Source organism: Pseudidiomarina donghaiensis, from assembly GCF_900116895.1.
Taxonomy (GTDB): Bacteria; Pseudomonadota; Gammaproteobacteria; order Enterobacterales; family Alteromonadaceae; genus Pseudidiomarina; species Pseudidiomarina donghaiensis.
Window position 1 is genome coordinate 1 of the sequence record NZ_FPCF01000002.1, and the last position, 18,362, is coordinate 18,362.

Here is an 18,362-nt window from a genome sequence, read left to right on the forward strand (position 1 = left end):
CCGTGGTTATCCCCCTCCTAAAGGCAAGTTCCCAAGCATTACTCACCCGTCCGCCGCTCGTCAGCAAAGTAGCAAGCTACTCTCTGTTACCGCTCGACTTGCATGTGTTAGGCCTGCCGCCAGCGTTCAATCTGAGCCATGATCAAACTCTTCAGTTTAAAGTGTTTAATCGACCCATTGAATCAATGACTTAATAAATCTAATTTGTTAAGCACTTTTCCAATCAGTCAGGTGGTCAATCTAAAGACCTTTTTTGCATCCGAAGATGCGTCTCTGCCTGAATCCGGTAAGTGCCCACACAGTTTGCTTGGCTTGGTATATTGTTAAAGAACGTTCGCTTACTTCGCTGAAGTAGCGGCTTGCATCTCTGCAAGCAAGGCCGCGTATTTTACAGCCTCGAAGTTTTGTGTCAAGCCCTTGGGCTAATTTTTTTCAGACTCAAAACTTGTGCTTTTGGCGACTTCGTTGTCTGCCTCAAGCGTGGGGCGCATTTTAGAGATTTAACTGGCTGCGTCAAGCGCCTTTTTCACATTTTTAGGTGTTTTTTTGCCGACTGCTGTTTTTGTGAACGAAGCGCGGTAAAAAGCAACGGAAACTGTCGGATTAGCCACCAATAAGGCTTTCTGCTAATCTTTATGTAAGTTGAATCACAGATCAAAAATGTAACATTTTCGCGAATTAACGGGGTAAGTGGTCATGAATGGAGATATTCGTAGCTATCGGGGTATTGAGCCGCAAATTGGGGAGCATGTCTATATAGACTCCCGCTCTGTCATTGTTGGCGACGTACATATTGGTGAGCATAGTAGTGTTTGGCCATTGGTGGCGGCGCGTGGCGATGTTAACCAGATACGCATTGGTGCACGCACGAATGTGCAAGACAATAGCGTGCTGCATGTTAGTCGTAGCAGCGAAGGCAACCCTGAAGGACACCCACTGATTATTGGCGATGACGTTACCGTAGGTCATCACGTAATGCTGCATGGTTGTTCTATTGGTAACCGTGTACTTATTGGTATGTCGGCGGTGATTATGGACGGTGCCATAATTGAAGACGACGTTATTATTGGCGCAGGTAGCTTGGTACCTCCAGGCAAAACATTACGTAGCGGCTACCTTTATGTTGGTAGCCCAGTGAAAGAAGCTCGCCAGTTGACTGAAGCGGAGCGGAATTTCTTACCACAGTCAGCGGCAAACTATGTGCTATTAAAAGAAGACTACTTACTGCACGTCACTTCTATATAAGTAATCTATATAAGTATAAGGCTGTTATATATAAGTCAGCTTAATGAAAGTCACGGGAGCGGTTAGCAGCGACGCCCAGTTGTGCTAACTGCTCAGTTCCGTCTTCGAGGTGCCCCGCGATGACATGGATAACATCACCATGAATTTCAACCACGCCTTTCACTTTTAACAACTGCGCAGTTAAAAATGTTTGCCGAAAAGAACGTGCGGTTTGTTGCCAAATCACCACATTTACTAAACCACTTTCATCTTCTAAAGTCACAAAAGTAACCCCTGAGGCAGTGCCCGGCCGTTGCCGGCACGTCACTAACCCCGCCACGCGCACCAACTGCTTATGCCGACATTGCGCCAGCTCACTGGCCAGCTTATAGCCTGTTAACCCTTGCTGCTCGCGAAGTAGCGCAACAGGGTGACGACGAATAGAGACGCCCGTCGTTTTATAATCAACGGCGACGTCCTGAAACTCTGCCGGCGGTGGTAAAGGGTGGGCTTGAAGATCATAACTAGTGGCATTGTTATTCGGCGCTGTTGCTTCAGCAAAAAGGGGGAGCTGCTCAACTTGTAGTGCTAAGCTTTGCCATTGGCTTTCATGCCGGTGCCCGCTTAATGCTTGAAGCGCATCGGCCGCCGCTAGTTTATGTAAGTCTGCGCCGCTTAACCCAGCAGCTCGTAGCTGCTGCAGGTGTTTAAATCCGCCTTGTGGACGTTGACTTAGCAGCTTATCAATCGCGCTTTGCCGTAAGCCTTTAACTAAACGTAAGCCCAAACGCAACTGCAGCCCATGTTGCCCTAACTCAAGTTGGTGATGCCACTGGCTATGCTGAATATCGATTGGTAAGACATTAATGTGATGCCGTTTCGCGTCTTGAATAAGCTGACTCGCTGAATAAAACCCCATGGGCAGGCTGTTCAGCAGTCCACAGTAGAACGCCGCGGGGTAATAGTATTTTAGCCACGCCGAAGCATAAGCTAAATTGGCAAAACTGGCCGAATGGGACTCGGGAAAGCCATACTCGCCAAAACCACATATCTGTTGAAAAATGCGCTGCGCAAATTCATCGCTATATCCACGTTCTCGCATACCGGCAATCAGTTTACTTTCAAATTGCCGTAATTCGCCGCTACTTTTCCAATTTGCCATGGCTCGGCGTAACTGATCAGCTTCGCCACCACTAAAGCCAGCAGCGACCATAGCCAGCTTAATAACCTGCTCTTGAAAAATGGGCACCCCGAGCGTCCGTTGTAACACTTCACGTACCGCCTCACTGGGAAAAGTGACGGGCTCTATACCGGCACGACGACGTAAGTAAGGGTGCACCATGTCACCTTGAATGGGGCCTGGCCGTACAATCGCTATTTGTACCACCAGATCATAAAACGTCGAGGGCCGCAGTCGTGGCAACATGTTCATTTGTGCCCGCGATTCAATTTGAAACACACCAATGGAGTCCGCTCGCTGTAACATACCGTATACGGCGGCATCTTCTTGGATGATATCTGCAAGACCTAAGTCGCGTTGGTGGTGTTGCTTCACTAACGCGAACATTTTACGCAACGCTGTCAACATACCTAAGGCAAGCACGTCAACTTTTATGAGGTGTAAGGTTTCTAAATCGTCTTTGTCCCACTGAATAACTGTACGATCGAGCATGCTGGCATTTTCAACAGGAACAAGATCAGTCAGTTGTGTCGCGGCAATCACAAAGCCACCGACATGTTGGGATAGATGGCGGGGAAAGCCCAAAATACTTTGCGTGAGCTTTAACAAACAACGCCCACGATAGCTGGCTTGTAAGCCCGGAAACTTTTCTGCTAACTGCTCTTGCCAACTTTGTTGACCATCGCGCCGATCAATCTGGCGTAAATAATGACTCAGCTCCTGTTCATGAAACCCTAGAGCCTTACCGACATCACGCAAAGCACTACGTAAGCGATAACGTATGACCGTTGCCGCCAACGCCGCTCGGTGACGCCCATATTTCTGATAGATATATTGGATGACTTCTTCACGTCGCTCATGTTCAAAGTCGACATCAATATCTGGTGGCTCGTCACGTTCAGCTGAGATAAAGCGCTCAAATAGCACATCGATTTGATCGGGGTTCACTGCCGTAATCTGTAAGCAATAACACACTACCGAGTTGGCCGCTGACCCCCGACCTTGATACAAAATGCCGCGTTGCTGGGCAAACTGCACAATGTCATGAATGGTTAAAAAGAAATATTCATAATTTAACTGTGCAATTAAGGCGAGCTCTTTTTCCAATTTGGCTTGCACCTCAGTGCGTAGCCCTTCGGGAAAGCGTAAGGCGGCGCCAGCATAAGTTAACTCGCGTAAATAATCGGTGGCTGTTCTACCTTCAGGAACTAGCTCAGCTGGGTACTCATAGCGCAATTCACTTAAACAAAAGCAACATTGTTTGGCGATGGCAATTGTTTGCGCAAGCCACGCTTCCGGATAACAGCCTGTTAGTTCACTAGGGCTGCGTAAGCAATAATCTTGATTTGGCTTAAGTTGTGTAACTAGGCTATCAATAGGTTGCCGTTGACGTATAGCAACAAGCACATCATGTAAGGCCTGTCGCTTTGGCTGGTGATAATAAACCTCACAAACGGCGGCGACGGGCACCTTATGCGCTTCACTTAGCTGCTGATACCAGCGATAGCTGTCGGCATCATGTGCTTGATAATGACGCCCATAAGCTAGCCAAAGCCTTGCGGGATAATGCTGTTTGAGTGTGACAAAAGTTTGTTCAATTAACTCTGCGCCGCTATCTGTTTGGGGCAGCCGCCAAAGCAAATTGCAGTCGGGCAGGGTGCTAACAAAGTCTGATAAGGTGACTTGATAATGTCCTTTTTTACAACGGTTTCGCGCCTTGGTAATGAGCTGACAGAGCTGAGCATACCCTTGTCGATTACGCACCAAGACAATAAAAGTACCCAGTTCTGGCAAGTTAAATTCGCTACCAATAATTAACCGTAACGGTTTATTGCGTGCGGCAACATAAGCACGCACCACACCGGCTACCGAGCACTCATCGGTAATAGCCAAGGCTTGATAGCCCAACTGGCAAGCCCGTTCAACCAACTCATGTGGATGCGAAGCCCCACGCAAAAAACTAAAATTACTTAAGCAGTGTAGGGCGGCAGGGCGTGTGTCTTGTGCCGTTGGCAAGCTCACCGTTGCACCATTAGGTAAACCAGCCATGCAAATACCACCCTTGCTGACTGTGAAAAATCCACCCTTGGCGCTGGGCGTGATCAACCGCAATGTAATAATCACGCTTTATTGGCTTGGCATCCCACCAACCACTGACAATACGCTCAGGCCCCCACTGTAGCTGCCACTGTTGGCGATTAATCGGTTGCACTTGCGGTAGCAACCAGCAAGGCCGCTGTTGCTTCAGTGGTTGTGGTTGTTGCCCAAACTGCCACGGCTGCACACCACCTTGACGCTCTGGGCGCCAATCTTCGGTGTACTGAATGCTTTGTACACTGCGTTCCCCCAAGCGAGCTTGCAAACGGCTGACCAACGCACTGAGCTGATCGTGGCCGGTTGTTGCGCCAGCTAGCAATTGCGCATGCTTGGCTTGTCGTGGCTCTGGGCGTTGTAATCGAACACTTAACGCCAACACCGGCTGACGCAATTGTTGGCGTTCAAGATGCAACTGACTCAATTGCAATAAGTCATGGTGCTGCCAAACCGCGTGGGCAAACTGAATAGAAACCTGTGTACTCGGCCCTTGCCGATGATGCGCGCGAATAACGAGGGCTCTTGTACTCCATTGATGACTTTGCAGAAAGCTTTCAGCTTGTTGCAACAAGCGCTTTAGCGGAAAAAGTAACTGCACCCAACTGGATACTTCACTGCTGAGCTCTACTTTTTCATCAAACTTATCAGGCGGATGATAAAACGCTTGGGGCGGTTTAAACGTACCGCTTAACTCGGCCATATAAGTCATGACGGCTCGGCCAAAGCGCACACCCACTTCAGCTGGTGGGCGTTTTAATAAGTCGCCTACAGTTATAAAACCAACGTGGCATAGCTTTTCAATATGGCTGCCCGCTAGGCCACTATGTTGTATTGGCAACGCAGCTATTGCTTGCTGCACGCTGTCACCGTCATCAGTAACCACCGGCGTACCCGCCTCAGCAAGTAGTTTTGCTGCAAGAGGGCTATAGCCACTACTTAAGCAATAACGTAACGGCCATTGCTCAACACGTGACTGCAAGCGCGCCATCACCGCTTGGTAACCGCCATGCAAGCGCACCAAACTACGCACTTCACATAACAAGCCTTGCGGTGGGTATAAAACAATTTGCGCTATGTCTTGATAAAGCACTTGAGCAAGCTGCGTTAGCACACGCTGCTCTTGCGACAAAGAATAACGCTGCACACGTAAATTCGGTGCGAGCGTGCTCGCTAACACATCGGCCATGCCCAATTTAACCCCAGCTTGCAGAGCCGCCGCATTGGCTTGAACCAAAGTGCGCCTAGCCGCATGGCTTTCAAACAAAGCGTACGGCGCTTGGTTTTGCTCTGGCGGCTGCAGGGCCTGTTGATAGTCCAGCAATAGGTGTGGAAAGTGTAAATACACCCAAGTATTCATAACGCCCGCCGACGCTTTGGTAAGCGACTTTCTATTGCGCACGAAAATGGTGGTAATGGCCAGCCATAGCGGCGTTTTAGCACGGCTATCTGTAGCGCCGAGCACCCCCCTAAAGGCGAAGTTAAACGCAAACGCATTGCATAAGCTCGCGCGTCATCTTCAGGTTGTGTTGCCGTTATGATGAAAACCGTTTTTTGCGCCGCTTCAGCAGCTTGCTGCAGGCGGCGTACGGCAGCAGCCGATAACCCCGAGGCATGCCAAAACAAGACAAGATCAACCGCTTTGCTTTGTAACGCTTGCTCGGCCGCCCATAATGCCAACGTATCGTCGGGCTCTTGCACAACCACCTGTTGTGACAAAGCAATATTTTGATAGCTAAGCCCTGGCGCATAAGGTACCGCGGGAGGGTTAACCCATAGGCTGGTTATATTAGGCTGCGACAACAACGGAAAAAGCAACGCAAGCTCACCAATAAAAGGCAGCTGCAATTGCAGCTCATGTACACACCCCTGCAACCAACCACCGCCCAAACGCTGATCGAGCTCGGGCCAACCTGTTGTTAACACAGAGCTTGGTGATTTATGCAGCGGCGCTTGCTGCCCCTGCCAAACCAGCCCTTGCTTAACCAAGGCTTCAACTTGTGCTGGAAACGCCATAACCCCTCACGAAAGCCATAAATTACTGTATAAATATACAGTATACTTTAGAGCGTTTTTGGGAAACTGGCAAGTCTTTCACAATGGGGTATCATATGCGCACCACACCAACTATTTGCGACGAACGCACTGAGACTATGCTGACAACTTTATTAATTCCTTTTCGCTTTATCATCACATTTACTTTTGCTTTAGTGTCTACAGGAATTATTGGCGCTCTCATTATTTTAGTCGGCTTGCCAAAATTGCTCCTCCCCATACCAGCGGTGCAGCGTATGTTTTCAACTTGGGCAAATGGGTTGTTTCGCTTATGGGGCTACGCCATGTCGGCGACCTTTCGTTTAACCCAACCCATGCGCTGGCATATAGAAGGAGATAGTCAGTTGCATCGCGATCGCTGGTATATGATTTTGGCTAACCACCGCAGCTGGGTCGATATATTGGTATTAATGCATTTATCATGTCGCAACATGCCTATGCCGCGCTTCTTTCTAAAACATCAATTAATTTGGGTGCCTATTGTTGGGCTTGGGTGCTGGACGCTAGACATGCCATTTATGAAACGCTATTCACGCGAGCAAATTGCCAAAAACCCTAAATTACAAGGCAAAGACATTTCAACCACACAAAAGAAATGTCAAAAGTTTCGCCATATTCCAACTACGGTCATTAACTTTTGTGAAGGCACACGTTTTACACCTGAAAAACATGCGAAGCGGCAAAGTCCTTTCAAACATTTACTTGCTCCTAAAGCTGGCGGAACGGCGTTTGCTTTGCAGATTATGGGCCAGCAATTTGACGCTATTTTGGACATCACTATTATCTACCCCGATGATAAACGCCCAGCGGTTTGGCAGCTATTATCTGGCCAACTACGTGATATTTACGTGAATGTAGAGACGTTACCAGTAACCGATGATTTAATTGGTGATTACTTCAACGATGAAGCATTTAAAACTCATTTTCAAAGCTGGCTGAATAGCCGCTGGCAGCGCAAAGATCAACTAATTGACGCGATGAAGAGTAAAAGCGATATCAGCTAACAGATATCGGATATCAGACAAAAAAGCCCTCCAGATGGAGGGCTTTCACAAAGCTAAAGTCGTTCTTACTGTTCCAATATCTGATCGCTAATCGCGAATATCGCTCTTGCTCTTCAGTTACTTCTTCATCAAGTAGCCGGCAGCTTCCACAAGGTCGCCAACAACATCTTTGCTACCGTTAAAACCACTGGTAATAATTTCATACTTACCATTCACAATGAACGTTGGCGTTGCCTTGATATTGTATTTAATCATATTGCGCTCCATTTCATTCACCTGCTTTTCAACCAGTGGATGATTCATTGCTTTTTCAAACTTCTCAGCCTCAATGCCATGCACGTGGAAAATTGCTTTTAAATCTTCCTCAGAGTTTATTTGCTTTTTCTGATCGTGAATTCGCTCATAGAACGCCTTGCCAATTGGCTCTTCTTTTTTGAATAGCTTCGCTGCTACCATACCACGCGCCATAAGACGTAAAGTTGGGTGCGAAACAATATGCGATTTTTCAAATGTCGTTGGATACGCTTCTTTCATTGCTGCCGCCACTATTTCAAAGCGATAACAATGAATACAGTAGTACGAGAAAAACTCCCTAACTTCTGGGCGTTTGGTGCCTTCTTCAGCAATCACTTTATAGTGAACACCTTCTTTAAACTTTTCCTCATTCGCTTGTGCCGACATAGGCATAACCAACAATGCGAGAAAACCAATTAACAACGTCTTCATGTTTATAACTTCCTAATTTTTTGAAAAATCTTACTGATACATTTAATACGTAGGCTGCAGTGCCAATGGCGGCTCTTGCAACGCGGAAAATTGTTCTTTGAGCGTGAGAATTTGCTGTTCCCAATAACGTTGTTCAGCAAACCATGGAAACGCACGTTGAAAAGCACTGTCGTTCCAACGACGAGCTAACCACGCCATATAATGTATGATGCGAAAACCGCGTAAGGGTTCAATTAAAGCGACTTCTTTACTATCGAAATCACAAAACTCTTGATAACCCTCGAGCAATATATCTAGCTGCAATGTTCGCTCAGCGCGATTATCGCCCGCGAGCATCATCCATAAGTCTTGAATGGCGGGCCCGCTGCGAGCATCATCGAAATCAACAAACATTAGCTGCTCTTCACGCAGCAACATATTGCCTAAATGACAGTCGCCGTGCAAACGTTGGCATTGAAATGCGTCTAAACTTACCAAGCTGAGCTGTTTTACTAACGGCTCTGCAATAGCCCAAAAAGCTTCTTGCAAATTATCTGGCAACAATGGTGAATCTCGTAAAGTAGCCACCGCATCTGTGACAAACTCTTGATATGATAAGCGCGGCCGATGATTAAAGGGCTGCTGCTTAGCTACTGCGTGCATGCGTCCTATTTGGCGACCAATACGTTCAAGTTGATCAAGATCGCCCGGCTCAACGGCTCTTCCACCCACGCTTGGAAACACTGTAAAGCGGTAGTCTTGATAATTATGCAAGGTAGCACCGTTTAACACCAAAGGTGCTACCGCTGGCACTTCGGCATCAAGCAATTCTTGAGTAAAGGCATGCTCTTCTAATATTTGTTGTTCTTGCCAACGCCCAGGGCGATAAAACTTAGCGACATAGCGTTTATTGTCATCGGCGATAAACTGATACACGCGATTTTCGTAGCTGTTTAGCGCTAATAAACCAGATTGTGGATCAACCCCAACGTGCGCGAGCGCATCGGCGATGCGCTCGGGCGTCAGATTTTGAAAGCTAAAATCGTGCTGAGTAGAATGATCACTCATAGAGGAATCGAGTAACGTGTTGCTCACGAACATCACCAGTGACTGAACTAACCACAAAGGTAACATCTTGCACGCGCTCGGTCACGTCATCTGGATGCACAGCTAAGGTTATCGGCCGTGTTGCCACTTCGCCTGCTGCAACGGTTATGGTCGCGTCACCCAAAAGTTTACTGCGCGAGAAGCCTTCTGCGCTAATTACTAAGGTTTGTTCCTGCTGGGATTTATTCTGAATTTTCAGAGTAAACACGTTTTGCACCCAGCCATCCATATTAATACTGTATAGCTGGTTGCGATCTCGCAGCACGTTAAATTGCAATGGCGAGCGGGTAGTGATATCCCAAATTAATAAGGCGGTCATAATAATCATCACCACAAAGTAGCCTACGCTCTTAAAGCGCACTTTGTGGGTGCGTCCGCCTTGTAAATTGCGCTCGGTGGTAAAACGAATTAAGCCGCGCGGATAATTCATTTTATCCATCACGTCGTTACAGGCATCAACACAAGCACCGCAGTTAATGCACTCATATTGCAGGCCGTTGCGAATATCGATGCCGGTGGGGCATACCTGCACACACATGTAACAGTCGATACAGTCACCAAGACCAAGCTCTTTGGGGTCTTTTTTACGAGAACGACCACCACGTGGCTCACCACGTTTGGTGTCATATGAAACGGTTACTGTGTCTTTGTCAAACATGGCGGATTGAAAACGCGCATAAGGGCACATATGGGTGCACATAATCTCACGCATGTAACCCGCATTACCGTACGTACAAAAGGCAAAAAACCACACCGAGAAAGCCGCCCAGAACCCGGCATTAAAAGTCCAAAAGTCGACAAACAAGGCGCGAACATCCGTAAAGTAACCAACAAATGTTAATGCGGTTAGCAGTGACAATAGAACCCAAGAAATTTGCTTGCCGGTTTTCCGCCACAGTTTGTCAAAGTCCCATGGCCGTTTATCAAGCGACATACGCTGATTACGAGAGCCTTCAAATTTTTTCTCGAACCACATGAACATAAACGTCCAGGTGGTTTGTGGACACATAAAGCCACACCAAACACGGCCATACAAGGTGGTAACAAAGAACAAAGCAAATGCAGAAACAATGAAAATCCAAGCCAATATAGTGAAATCTTGTGGCCACAAGGTTAGCCCAAAAATACGGAAGCGTTGCTCGGCAATATCAAGCAAAATGGCTTGTTCGCCATTCCACTGTAGCCACGGCAATAAAGCAAATAGCGCCAGCAAGATAAAACCGAAACTGCGACGAAACCATTCCAACGTACCCTTTACATCACGCACATAAATACGGTTACGTGGCGAGTATTCATTGCTGCGCTGTTTGGGGTCAGGACGATGAATTTTTACTTTATCGGCCGCTTGCACTTCAATTTTTTGTTCCATAGCCATACCGCTTCTGTTTGGACTAGAAAATAAGCCCGATTATACATACTTTTTGTATGCCTATTTAGGCTTTTTCAACATGTTACCGGCCGTTTTTTGATCGCGATCAACACCGCAAATGGCAACAATAGTGTCCAATAGCACATTTGCGCCGGCTTCCACATCATGCCAGTGCGACCACTCGTCCGGCGCATGACTTACCCCATTCACTGACGGAATAAAAATAAGGCCAGCGTCAGTGACCTCGGTCATAAACTGCGTGTCGTGCCCGGCACCACTCGGCATACGCGTATAAGAATAACCACGGTGTTTCACTTGCGCTTCAATTAGGTTTGTTAATTCGCCCGAACAATGCTTCGGCTCAAGCCAGCTTACCTGCTCGTACTCAAACATGAGGCGATGCTTGCGCGCAATCGCTGACAATGTTTTACGACACGCATTGGCGAGTTCTTTCATGACGCCTTCGTCCATATCGCGCCCAACAATGGTAAATACAGCTTCACCAGGAACGGTATGAGGGTGACCTGGTTTGAGTTCAACTTTACCAACAGTGATGCGCGTTTTGTCCGTGCCGTTTTCAGCAATAATCCGATCGATTTCGTGGGCAAAATCAGCAAGCCCCATAAACGCATCGCTACGCATATCCATGGGTGCAGTTCCTGCGTGGTCGGCTTTCCCTTTCAGATGAACTATCCACTTGAACACACCAGAAATACCATCCACAACGCCTATTTGCAGGTCTTGTTGAAACAGCACAGGGCCTTGCTCAATATGCAGCTCCAAAAAAGCCTTGAGCTGTTCGGGGCGCCACGCCGCATCAAGTGCTTGCATGGCATCCAGACCCTGTGCAGCCATAGCGTCCTTCAAATACACGCCATCGGCGTCATGGGCCGACAATAGCCAATCGGGATTCAAGCAGCCAGACATGGCTTGCGAACCCAGCATACCACCAAATCGACCCTCTTCTTCGGCCGTGGCAACACCCCAAATGGGCGTGTCTATGTTCGGTTGTTGTTGCTGAATAGTTTGAATAACTTCAAGAGCAGCCATAACGCCAAGGGCACCGTCAAAAATGCCGCCTGCAGGCACGGTATCAATGTGTGAGCCCATAAGTACCACTGGCTTATCTCGCGCTCCGCGGCCAAAAAACACATTGCCCGCACCGTCCATATAGGTTTCAAGCCCAGCGCTTTTCGCTTTGTCTTGTAACCATTGCCGTCCTTGCATGTCGGCATCGGTAAAGCCGATGCGGTACATGCCGCGGTCTTGTTCGTTGTAGCCTATTTTTGCAAGTTCGAGTAGGTTGGCTTTCAGTCGCTCTGCATTGATCTCCATAATTCGTCCACTTCGTTGTTCGTGTTTCGTACGCTTCGCTGTTCGTACACGTCGTTATTCGTTAAAGATAGTATAGAAGCTCAATTTGGGTTTTGGGTTGTGGGTTTTCGAATAACGAAGAGCGAAGCGGTCGAATAACGAGTAACGGCTTTAAAAAAAGCCCGGCGGGTGCCGGGCAAGAAGAGAACAACCAGATCTCAGGGAAGTTTCACAGCACTATAAACAGCGCCTGTGACAAAGATGTGACATCAAGCAATTAAATTAGGCAATGCGTTTTGCGGTTGCTGCTGCGTTCAGTACCGCCGCCAATTTAATCGATGCTTGAATTACTTGCGCTGAAATGTTGTGCTTCAGCAATACACCAACGTGTGAGTCAATGCACATACCACAGCCGTTTAAGGCCGATACTGCGAGCGAGTACAACTCGAAATCTGCTTTATCAACACCTGGGTTGGCCATGCCATTCATACGTAAGCCGGCTGGCAATTTAGTAAACTGCTTGTCGGTGCACAGGTGTAAAAAGCGATAGTACACGTTGTTCATCGCCATAAGGGTTGCCGCAAGCTTTGCTGCGCCATCCACGTTATCTTCAATGTTGCCTTCAGCTTCGGCTTTTACCGCGTCAATTAATTCTTGGTCACCAATTGAGTATACCAATGACAGGGCGGTGCCATAAAACTGGGTTGGGGTCATACCAGAGGTATCGACATTGCCGAACAGGTTCGACAAATTGAGTTTGGTATCTTTACCGTGTTCACCCAAGCCTTGTTTGTAATCTGCAATGCTCATTTCAATTCCTCCGCTTAAAAAAGGTGCCGCAAATGCGGCACCTAAAGACATCACGTTATGTGGGGGGATGTGATGTCTGCTTACAGGGTGTCGCCGCCTACTGCACGGTTACATGGACACAATTCGTCAGTTTGTAAGCCGTCCAAAATACGTAGTACTTCTGTTGGGTTACGACCTACGTTCAAGTTGTTTACTGACACGTGCTGAATAACACCGTGTGGGTCCACAACGAAAGTGGCACGTAAAGCAACGTTTTCAACTTGGTCACGTACACCTAAACCGTCAACCAAAGACTTCACGCCGTTGTCAGCGAATGACCATTGGTTCAAGCTTTTCAGGTCTGGGTGCTCACGACGCCATGCCAATTTAACGAACTCGTTATCCGTGCTGCCGCCTAATACGATAGCGTCGCGGTCTGCGAATTCTTCGTTTAACTTCGCGAACTCAACAATTTCAGTTGGGCATACGAAGGTGAAGTCTTTCGGATAGAAGAAAATGATTTTCCATTTACCTTCAAAACTTTCGTTGTTGATAGTTTCGAACGCGCTTTCGCCGTTTTCTTCAGGCATGTTGAAACCAGGCTTAACACCTACAACTTCAAATTCTGGTAATTTATCGCCTACTGTTAACATACGTTTTGCTCCTTGTTTCAAATCGTCTTAGGGAAATTTGTGTAAGGCCCGTTGCCTTAGCTCGGGAACTATCATAGGCGCACATCAAAATTTGTTAAAACGAATAAAACGGATTACTATAATCGAAAATACTAATTAAGGCTTTGAGAGGGTCATTGAATGAGCAAGCTACCTAGCTTAAAAAACCTCAGCTATTTATTGGCGCTACACCAGCACCAGAACTTTAACCGAGCAGCGCAGGCGTGCAACGTAAGCCAATCGACGTTAAGTAGCGGCATTCAGAATTTAGAAGAACAATTAGGCTGCCAGCTGATTGAACGCGATCACAAGTCGTTTTTGTTTACTGGCATGGGCGAAGAAGTAGTTGAGCAGGCGCGACGTATACTGACCTCAACCGAAGAGCTGCTGTATTTTGCGCAAAGCCAAGGCAAAATTATGGAAGGCCCGTTACGCCTCGGCTGCATTCCAACTATTGCGCCATTCTTGGTGGGCCCTTTAACCAAGCAATTGCAGGTTGATTACCCCAAGTTGCAACTGAATATTCGCGAAGACACGACAGAAAATTTATTGCACCTGCTACGTAACGGCGAGCTTGATGTGTTGGTTTTAGCACTGCCAGTTGATCTGCAAGGCAACCAAAGCTATGTGTTAGGCCGCGACCCGTTCAAGTTAGTTATGCACCAGTCAATGGCTGACAATTTACATGAGCCGGTTCAATACAATCAGCTACCTGATAATTCAATTTTCCTACTGGAAAAAGAGCACTGTTTAACGGGGCATGCGGTTGCCGCCTGTGAATTAGCAGACTCAACCAAGATTAACCCGTTCACCGCCACCAGCCTACATAGTTTGGTGCAAATGGCTGACGCACGATTAGGCGCGACATTTATACCGCAAATGGCAATTGACCGAGGTATTTTGAATGGTACAGATTTGGTCGCGTTACAACCGACAGGGCAGCAAGCTTCACGTGAAATTGGGTTGGTGTATCGGCCAACAACAAACCGCCGGCAAACATTCCGGCGGTTAGCTGAGTTTATTGCGCAGTTATTGCCTGAGCCGCTATTAAAATAGCGGCTTACGTGCCATCTTAAGCACCTCGTTGGCACGACCCATTAAGGCGCCGTTTGTAATTGCTCTAAACGCGGCGCAATACTGGCTTGATCAGGCGCTTTTTCGCTGTGCACACGAGCCTGAGTCAGGTCTACTGGCTGACCGACTTCAGCAGAAATAATTTCCTGCAGCTGATCTGGGGTTAAATGTTTACCGGTTTTAACGACGCGTATATCGGTGTTACCGTCTACTGAGGCTGTACCCGGTAAATAAATAGTACCGTTAGAGAAGTCGACCGCAAATGCTATAACGCCCGGCACTAAGAAAAACAGTAAGCCAATACCGTTCAGTGCGGCAACGCCTGGGTCAATTTGTCCACTGACTTGACCTTTGCGCTCAGGGTAGAGAATAGTGCCACACGCGGTTAGGTGTAACGTGGCGAGAATTAAAGCCGTTGCACGTAATGCATTGCGTTTTAAGGTTGCCATTTGAGCTCCTTGGTCGCTTGTTAATATCATGTGATATCAGAATTGTAGCTAAAAAAATCAATCCAAAATTGGATTTAATCTATATTTACTTTAGTAAAGCTTTGTAAATTTTCACGTTAAGGAGCGTTCCATGTTACGCAAATTAGTTGCGCTTGCGGTTACCGCCGCACTATTTGGTAGTGGTCTTGGCAGTACTGATGCCTTGGCGGAGACGGTTTCTACTGAGCGTCATAAAGTGACGGTAAGTACCCTAGCAGACAAGCTTGAAAAGCCGTGGGGAATGGCGTTTTTGCCTGCTGGCGATCTACTCATCACCGAAAAGTCAGGCACCTTACGCCGGGTGACATTAAGCGGCGACATTAGCTCGCCTTTAAGTGGCGTTCCTGCAGTGGTCGACCGCAGCCAAGGCGGATTGCTCGACATTGCGGTAGACCCTAACTTTGGCGACAACCAATACGTTTATTTGAGCTACTCAGAAGCGGATCCGCAAGGTGGTGAAGGGAATAGTACAGCGGTTATGCGGGCCAAATTAACGGCCAATGGCTTAACCAACGGCAAGGTTATTTTTCGCGGCGCACCGAAATATAAAAGCGGCGCGCACTTTGGTTCTCGCTTAGTATTTGCACCTGACGGCCATTTGTTTATTACCCTGGGTGACCGTTATTCGGCCATGAATGACGCACAAACCTTAGATAATCATCACGGTAAAGTGGTACGTATTAAGCCCGACGGTAGCGTACCGAGTGATAACCCTTTTGTTGGCAAACAAGGCGCTTTACCGGAAATTTGGTCGTTTGGCCATCGCAACGTTCAAGGTGCCGCCATACACCCGACTACCGGCAAACTGTGGACGGTTGAACATGGCCCGAAAGGCGGTGATGAAATCAATATCCCCGAAGCCGGGCACAATTACGGTTGGCCAGAAGCCACCTACGGCGTGGACTACGATGGCAGCATTATTAGCGACAAAACTCACGTAGAAGGTACCGTGCAACCGCATTATTACTGGGTACCTTCTATTGCTACCTCCAACATGATTTTTTACACCGGTGATAAATTTCCGGCGTGGAAAGGTGATTTACTAGTCGCCGCTCTAAAAGGCTCTCAAGTTGCGCGCCTTGATCTTGATGGCGACCGCGTGATGCATGAGGAAACCTTGTTTGAAGAAGCCGTGACACAACGTATTCGCGATATTGAGCAAGGCCCGGATGGTTATATTTATTTAATTACCGATGATCGCAACGGTCAGCTTATTCAAATTAAACCGGCACAATAATCATGTTGTTAAGTAGTATTTTGGTCGCCTCACTTGCAGCGACCACAGAAACCTCAGCAACGCTGGCTTCGGCCAGCGTTGTTGTAGATGAAGTGATTGTGGTGAATCAAAGCCAGCCACGCCCCGCCGATGAAACCCCTGCTGCGCTCACCAACCTAGACTTAGATGAACAGCCCGAAGGCCTACGCGTTGATGCCGCCGAGCTGCTCAAAGGGGTGGCTGGCGTGCAAGCCGATTCGCGTGCCAACTACGCGCAAGATACCCGAATTACCTTACGAGGCTTTGGTGCCCGGTCGGCATTTGGGGTGCGTGGGGTTATTTTGCAACTAGATGGCATTCCCTTGAGCATGCCCGACGGGCAAGCACAAACATCGAGTATTTTGCTCGACGAGCCAGCCAATGTGCAGATTATTCGCGGACCCTTAGCAACCATTTACGGCAATAGCGCCGGTGGTGTCATTCAATGGTTTAGCGAACGCCCGCAGACAACCCAAGTGCAAGTGGATTTTATGGCCGGCACCAGTGATACCCAACGCCAGCATGTGCAAGCAGACTATGTGAGCGAGCGCAGTGCCGTTAGGTTGGCTGGCGCGCGCTTTCGTACCGACGGCCCACGCCAACACAATAGCGCAGAGCGTGACCAATTGGCGCTACGTTGGTACTACGACTTAACCGACAGCGTTGAAATGATTGTGCGCTTGGATGATAACAACGCGCCCTTGTTGCAAGACCCAGGTTCGCTGACACCAGCTGACTGGCAGGCCGACCCCAGCCAAACCTTTGGCGGCGCTGAGCGCTTTAATACCCGCAAGTCGATACATCATCAACAAATGTCCTTGTCTGTGCGCAGTTCTGTGGGTAACAAGAGCGGCTGGCACCTAAATGCATGGCGCGGTTGGCGTGACGTGCTGCAGTATTTGCCGTTTCCAGGCAGCGACACCCGCAGCTCAGGCGCTGTGATTGACCTGCAACGCAGTTTCACGGGCCTCGATGCAAGCTATGACATACACTGGAACGGCCAATGGCAAACAACATTAGGTGCTCATGTTGCTGAGCAAGTTGATCGCCGCTATGGCTTTGTGAACGACTTTGGTCAACGGGGTGAGCTGCGTCGTAATGAGCGCGGCGAAGTGAGCCAAACGGCTTTATACAGCTTGACCGACTGGCGCGTTAACGAGCATTGGTCGGTTACCGCTGGGCTGCGCTATAGCGACGTTGAATTTAGCGTTGATGACTATTTTATTCTGCCTGAAAACCCCGATGACAGTGGTGCGCAACAACAACATGCGTTGAGTTGGAGCCTTGGCGCCAACTATCAAATTAGCGACACCTGGCGTGTATTTGCCGCTAGGGGCCATGGCTTTGAAACCGCGACCTTAACCGAAATGGCGTACAGCAACACCGAAACGGGGTTAAATACTGCGCTAGGGCCTGCTTTCAATGATCAATGGGAAGTGGGCGTAAGCTGGCAGCATGCAGCCGCAAAAGGCCAGTTGAGTTGGTTTGATATTGAAACGACCGACGAAATTGTGGTGGACCAAAGCATTGATGGACGCACGACCTATACCAACGCCGGACTTACCGAACGTTACGGCGCTGAACTAGAAGTGAGCTGGCAACTGGCCGAAAACTGGGATTGGCGGGGCGCCGCTACTTGGCTTAAGGCAACCTATGGCAATGGCAACCGGTTACCAGGAGTGGCTGAACAGACGGCGTACAGCCAGCTTAACTGGAACTATTTGCTTAATCACCGGCTTAGCTTAATCACCGAATACCGCGGTGATATTGCCGCCACCGACGACAATAACGTTATGGCGCCAAGCCATACCTTATGGCACATCAATTGGCGTGCCGACTATGTCTTTAGCAACTGGCAAGTTAGCCCATGGCTGCAGCTGCACAATATTGGTGACACCAAATACGTTGGTGCAGTGGTGGTTAACCAAGGCAATGGCCGCGCTTTTGAACCTGGCGTTGGGCGCGAAGTACAGGTTGGATTTGGCCTTAGTCGTCGCTGGTAAGACACAGTTAAAGCCAGCGCATTAGCGCTGGCT

15 protein-coding genes and 1 rRNA gene are annotated in these 18,362 nt (G+C 48.3%); 5 read left to right on the forward strand and 11 right to left on the reverse strand.

The window, feature by feature from the left end; translation table 11 throughout:
• Positions 1–158 (reverse strand): 16S ribosomal RNA (locus tag BM334_RS05865); the annotation flags it as partial.
• A 538-nt stretch (positions 159–696) separates the two neighbouring features.
• Here BM334_RS05865 and BM334_RS05870 point away from each other — a divergent pair.
• A complete protein-coding gene (locus BM334_RS05870; RefSeq protein ID WP_092839357.1) occupies positions 697–1,245 on the forward strand; it encodes a gamma carbonic anhydrase family protein in 549 nt (182 codons plus the stop codon).
• 40 nt (positions 1,246–1,285) lie between these two features.
• Here BM334_RS05870 and BM334_RS05875 read toward each other — a convergent pair whose 3' ends face one another.
• The 3 genes from BM334_RS05875 to BM334_RS05885 are packed head-to-tail and all read right to left on the reverse strand — an operon-like array spanning position 1,286 to position 6,511.
• Complete coding sequence (locus BM334_RS05875) at positions 1,286–4,453, reverse strand: error-prone DNA polymerase (RefSeq protein ID WP_092839360.1); 3,168 nt, start codon at positions 4,451–4,453, stop codon at positions 1,286–1,288.
• Entirely contained in the window at positions 4,437–5,855 is a 1,419-nt protein-coding gene (locus BM334_RS05880) for a Y-family DNA polymerase (RefSeq protein WP_092839363.1), read from the reverse strand. The genes BM334_RS05875 and BM334_RS05880 overlap by 17 nt, the downstream gene beginning before the upstream one ends.
• Positions 5,852–6,511, reverse strand: a complete 660-nt coding sequence (locus BM334_RS05885; protein ID WP_092839366.1) for a hypothetical protein — start codon at positions 6,509–6,511, stop codon at positions 5,852–5,854. The genes BM334_RS05880 and BM334_RS05885 overlap by 4 nt, the downstream gene beginning before the upstream one ends.
• 137 nt (positions 6,512–6,648) lie before the next feature.
• Here BM334_RS05885 and yihG point away from each other — a divergent pair, with 137 nt between their 5' ends.
• Entirely contained in the window at positions 6,649–7,554 is a 906-nt protein-coding gene (gene yihG, locus BM334_RS05890; protein ID WP_092840011.1) for a 1-acylglycerol-3-phosphate O-acyltransferase, YihG family, read from the forward strand.
• A 117-nt stretch (positions 7,555–7,671) separates the two neighbouring features.
• On the opposite strand, the gene BM334_RS05895 is transcribed toward yihG, so the two are convergent.
• From BM334_RS05895 to BM334_RS05920, 6 genes are all read right to left on the reverse strand, one after another.
• A complete protein-coding gene (locus BM334_RS05895; protein WP_092839369.1) occupies positions 7,672–8,280 on the reverse strand; it encodes a thiol:disulfide interchange protein DsbA/DsbL in 609 nt (202 codons plus the stop codon).
• Between the two features lie 42 nt (positions 8,281–8,322).
• Entirely contained in the window at positions 8,323–9,327 is a 1,005-nt protein-coding gene (locus tag BM334_RS05900; RefSeq protein WP_092839372.1) for a serine/threonine protein kinase, read from the reverse strand.
• A complete protein-coding gene (gene ccoG / locus BM334_RS05905) occupies positions 9,320–10,735 on the reverse strand; it encodes a cytochrome c oxidase accessory protein CcoG (RefSeq protein ID WP_092839375.1) in 1,416 nt (471 codons plus the stop codon). The genes BM334_RS05900 and ccoG overlap by 8 nt, the downstream gene beginning before the upstream one ends.
• A 60-nt stretch (positions 10,736–10,795) precedes the next feature.
• Positions 10,796–12,070, reverse strand: coding sequence for a Zn-dependent hydrolase (locus tag BM334_RS05910; RefSeq protein WP_177215036.1), 1,275 nt, complete (start codon positions 12,068–12,070; stop codon positions 10,796–10,798).
• Positions 12,071–12,331: 261 nt separating this feature from the next.
• A complete protein-coding gene (locus BM334_RS05915) occupies positions 12,332–12,859 on the reverse strand; it encodes a carboxymuconolactone decarboxylase family protein (RefSeq protein WP_092840014.1) in 528 nt (175 codons plus the stop codon).
• 80 nt (positions 12,860–12,939) lie between these two features.
• Positions 12,940–13,491, reverse strand: a complete 552-nt coding sequence (locus tag BM334_RS05920) for a peroxiredoxin (RefSeq protein ID WP_092839382.1) — start codon at positions 13,489–13,491, stop codon at positions 12,940–12,942.
• A 159-nt stretch (positions 13,492–13,650) separates the two neighbouring features.
• On the opposite strand from BM334_RS05920, the gene BM334_RS05925 reads away from it, so the two are divergent.
• On the forward strand, positions 13,651–14,565 hold the full coding sequence (locus tag BM334_RS05925; RefSeq protein ID WP_092839386.1) for a hydrogen peroxide-inducible genes activator: 915 nt from the start codon (positions 13,651–13,653) through the stop codon (positions 14,563–14,565).
• Between the two features lie 41 nt (positions 14,566–14,606).
• Here the strand turns inward: BM334_RS05925 and BM334_RS12690 are convergent, their stop codons facing one another.
• Complete coding sequence (locus tag BM334_RS12690; RefSeq protein ID WP_177215038.1) at positions 14,607–15,032, reverse strand: hypothetical protein; 426 nt, start codon at positions 15,030–15,032, stop codon at positions 14,607–14,609.
• Positions 15,033–15,162: 130 nt separating this feature from the next.
• On the opposite strand from BM334_RS12690, the gene BM334_RS05935 reads away from it, so the two are divergent.
• The gene (locus BM334_RS05935) at positions 15,163–16,308 is read left to right on the forward strand and encodes a PQQ-dependent sugar dehydrogenase (protein WP_092839390.1); all 1,146 of its coding nucleotides are present in this window, start codon (positions 15,163–15,165) and stop codon (positions 16,306–16,308) included.
• 2 nt (positions 16,309–16,310) lie between these two features.
• On the forward strand, positions 16,311–18,329 hold the full coding sequence (locus BM334_RS05940) for a TonB-dependent receptor family protein (RefSeq protein ID WP_092839393.1): 2,019 nt from the start codon (positions 16,311–16,313) through the stop codon (positions 18,327–18,329).
• The last annotated feature ends 33 nt before the right edge of the window (positions 18,330–18,362 follow it).

Coding starts and splice junctions, on each gene's coding strand:
- BM334_RS05870 (WP_092839357.1), top strand. CDS start 697: ATGAATGGAGATATTCGTAGCTATCGGGGTATTGAGCCGCAAATTGGG.
- BM334_RS05875 (WP_092839360.1), bottom strand. CDS start 4,453: ATGGCTGGTTTACCTAATGGTGCAACGGTGAGCTTGCCAACGGCACAA.
- BM334_RS05880 (WP_092839363.1), bottom strand. CDS start 5,855: ATGAATACTTGGGTGTATTTACACTTTCCACACCTATTGCTGGACTAT.
- BM334_RS05885 (WP_092839366.1), bottom strand. CDS start 6,511: ATGGCGTTTCCAGCACAAGTTGAAGCCTTGGTTAAGCAAGGGCTGGTT.
- yihG (WP_092840011.1), top strand. CDS start 6,649: ATGCTGACAACTTTATTAATTCCTTTTCGCTTTATCATCACATTTACT.
- BM334_RS05895 (WP_092839369.1), bottom strand. CDS start 8,280: ATGAAGACGTTGTTAATTGGTTTTCTCGCATTGTTGGTTATGCCTATG.
- BM334_RS05900 (WP_092839372.1), bottom strand. CDS start 9,327: ATGAGTGATCATTCTACTCAGCACGATTTTAGCTTTCAAAATCTGACG.
- ccoG (WP_092839375.1), bottom strand. CDS start 10,735: ATGGAACAAAAAATTGAAGTGCAAGCGGCCGATAAAGTAAAAATTCAT.
- BM334_RS05910 (WP_177215036.1), bottom strand. CDS start 12,070: ATGGAGATCAATGCAGAGCGACTGAAAGCCAACCTACTCGAACTTGCA.
- BM334_RS05915 (WP_092840014.1), bottom strand. CDS start 12,859: ATGAGCATTGCAGATTACAAACAAGGCTTGGGTGAACACGGTAAAGAT.
- BM334_RS05920 (WP_092839382.1), bottom strand. CDS start 13,491: ATGTTAACAGTAGGCGATAAATTACCAGAATTTGAAGTTGTAGGTGTT.
- BM334_RS05925 (WP_092839386.1), top strand. CDS start 13,651: ATGAGCAAGCTACCTAGCTTAAAAAACCTCAGCTATTTATTGGCGCTA.
- BM334_RS12690 (WP_177215038.1), bottom strand. CDS start 15,032: ATGGCAACCTTAAAACGCAATGCATTACGTGCAACGGCTTTAATTCTC.
- BM334_RS05935 (WP_092839390.1), top strand. CDS start 15,163: ATGTTACGCAAATTAGTTGCGCTTGCGGTTACCGCCGCACTATTTGGT.
- BM334_RS05940 (WP_092839393.1), top strand. CDS start 16,311: ATGTTGTTAAGTAGTATTTTGGTCGCCTCACTTGCAGCGACCACAGAA.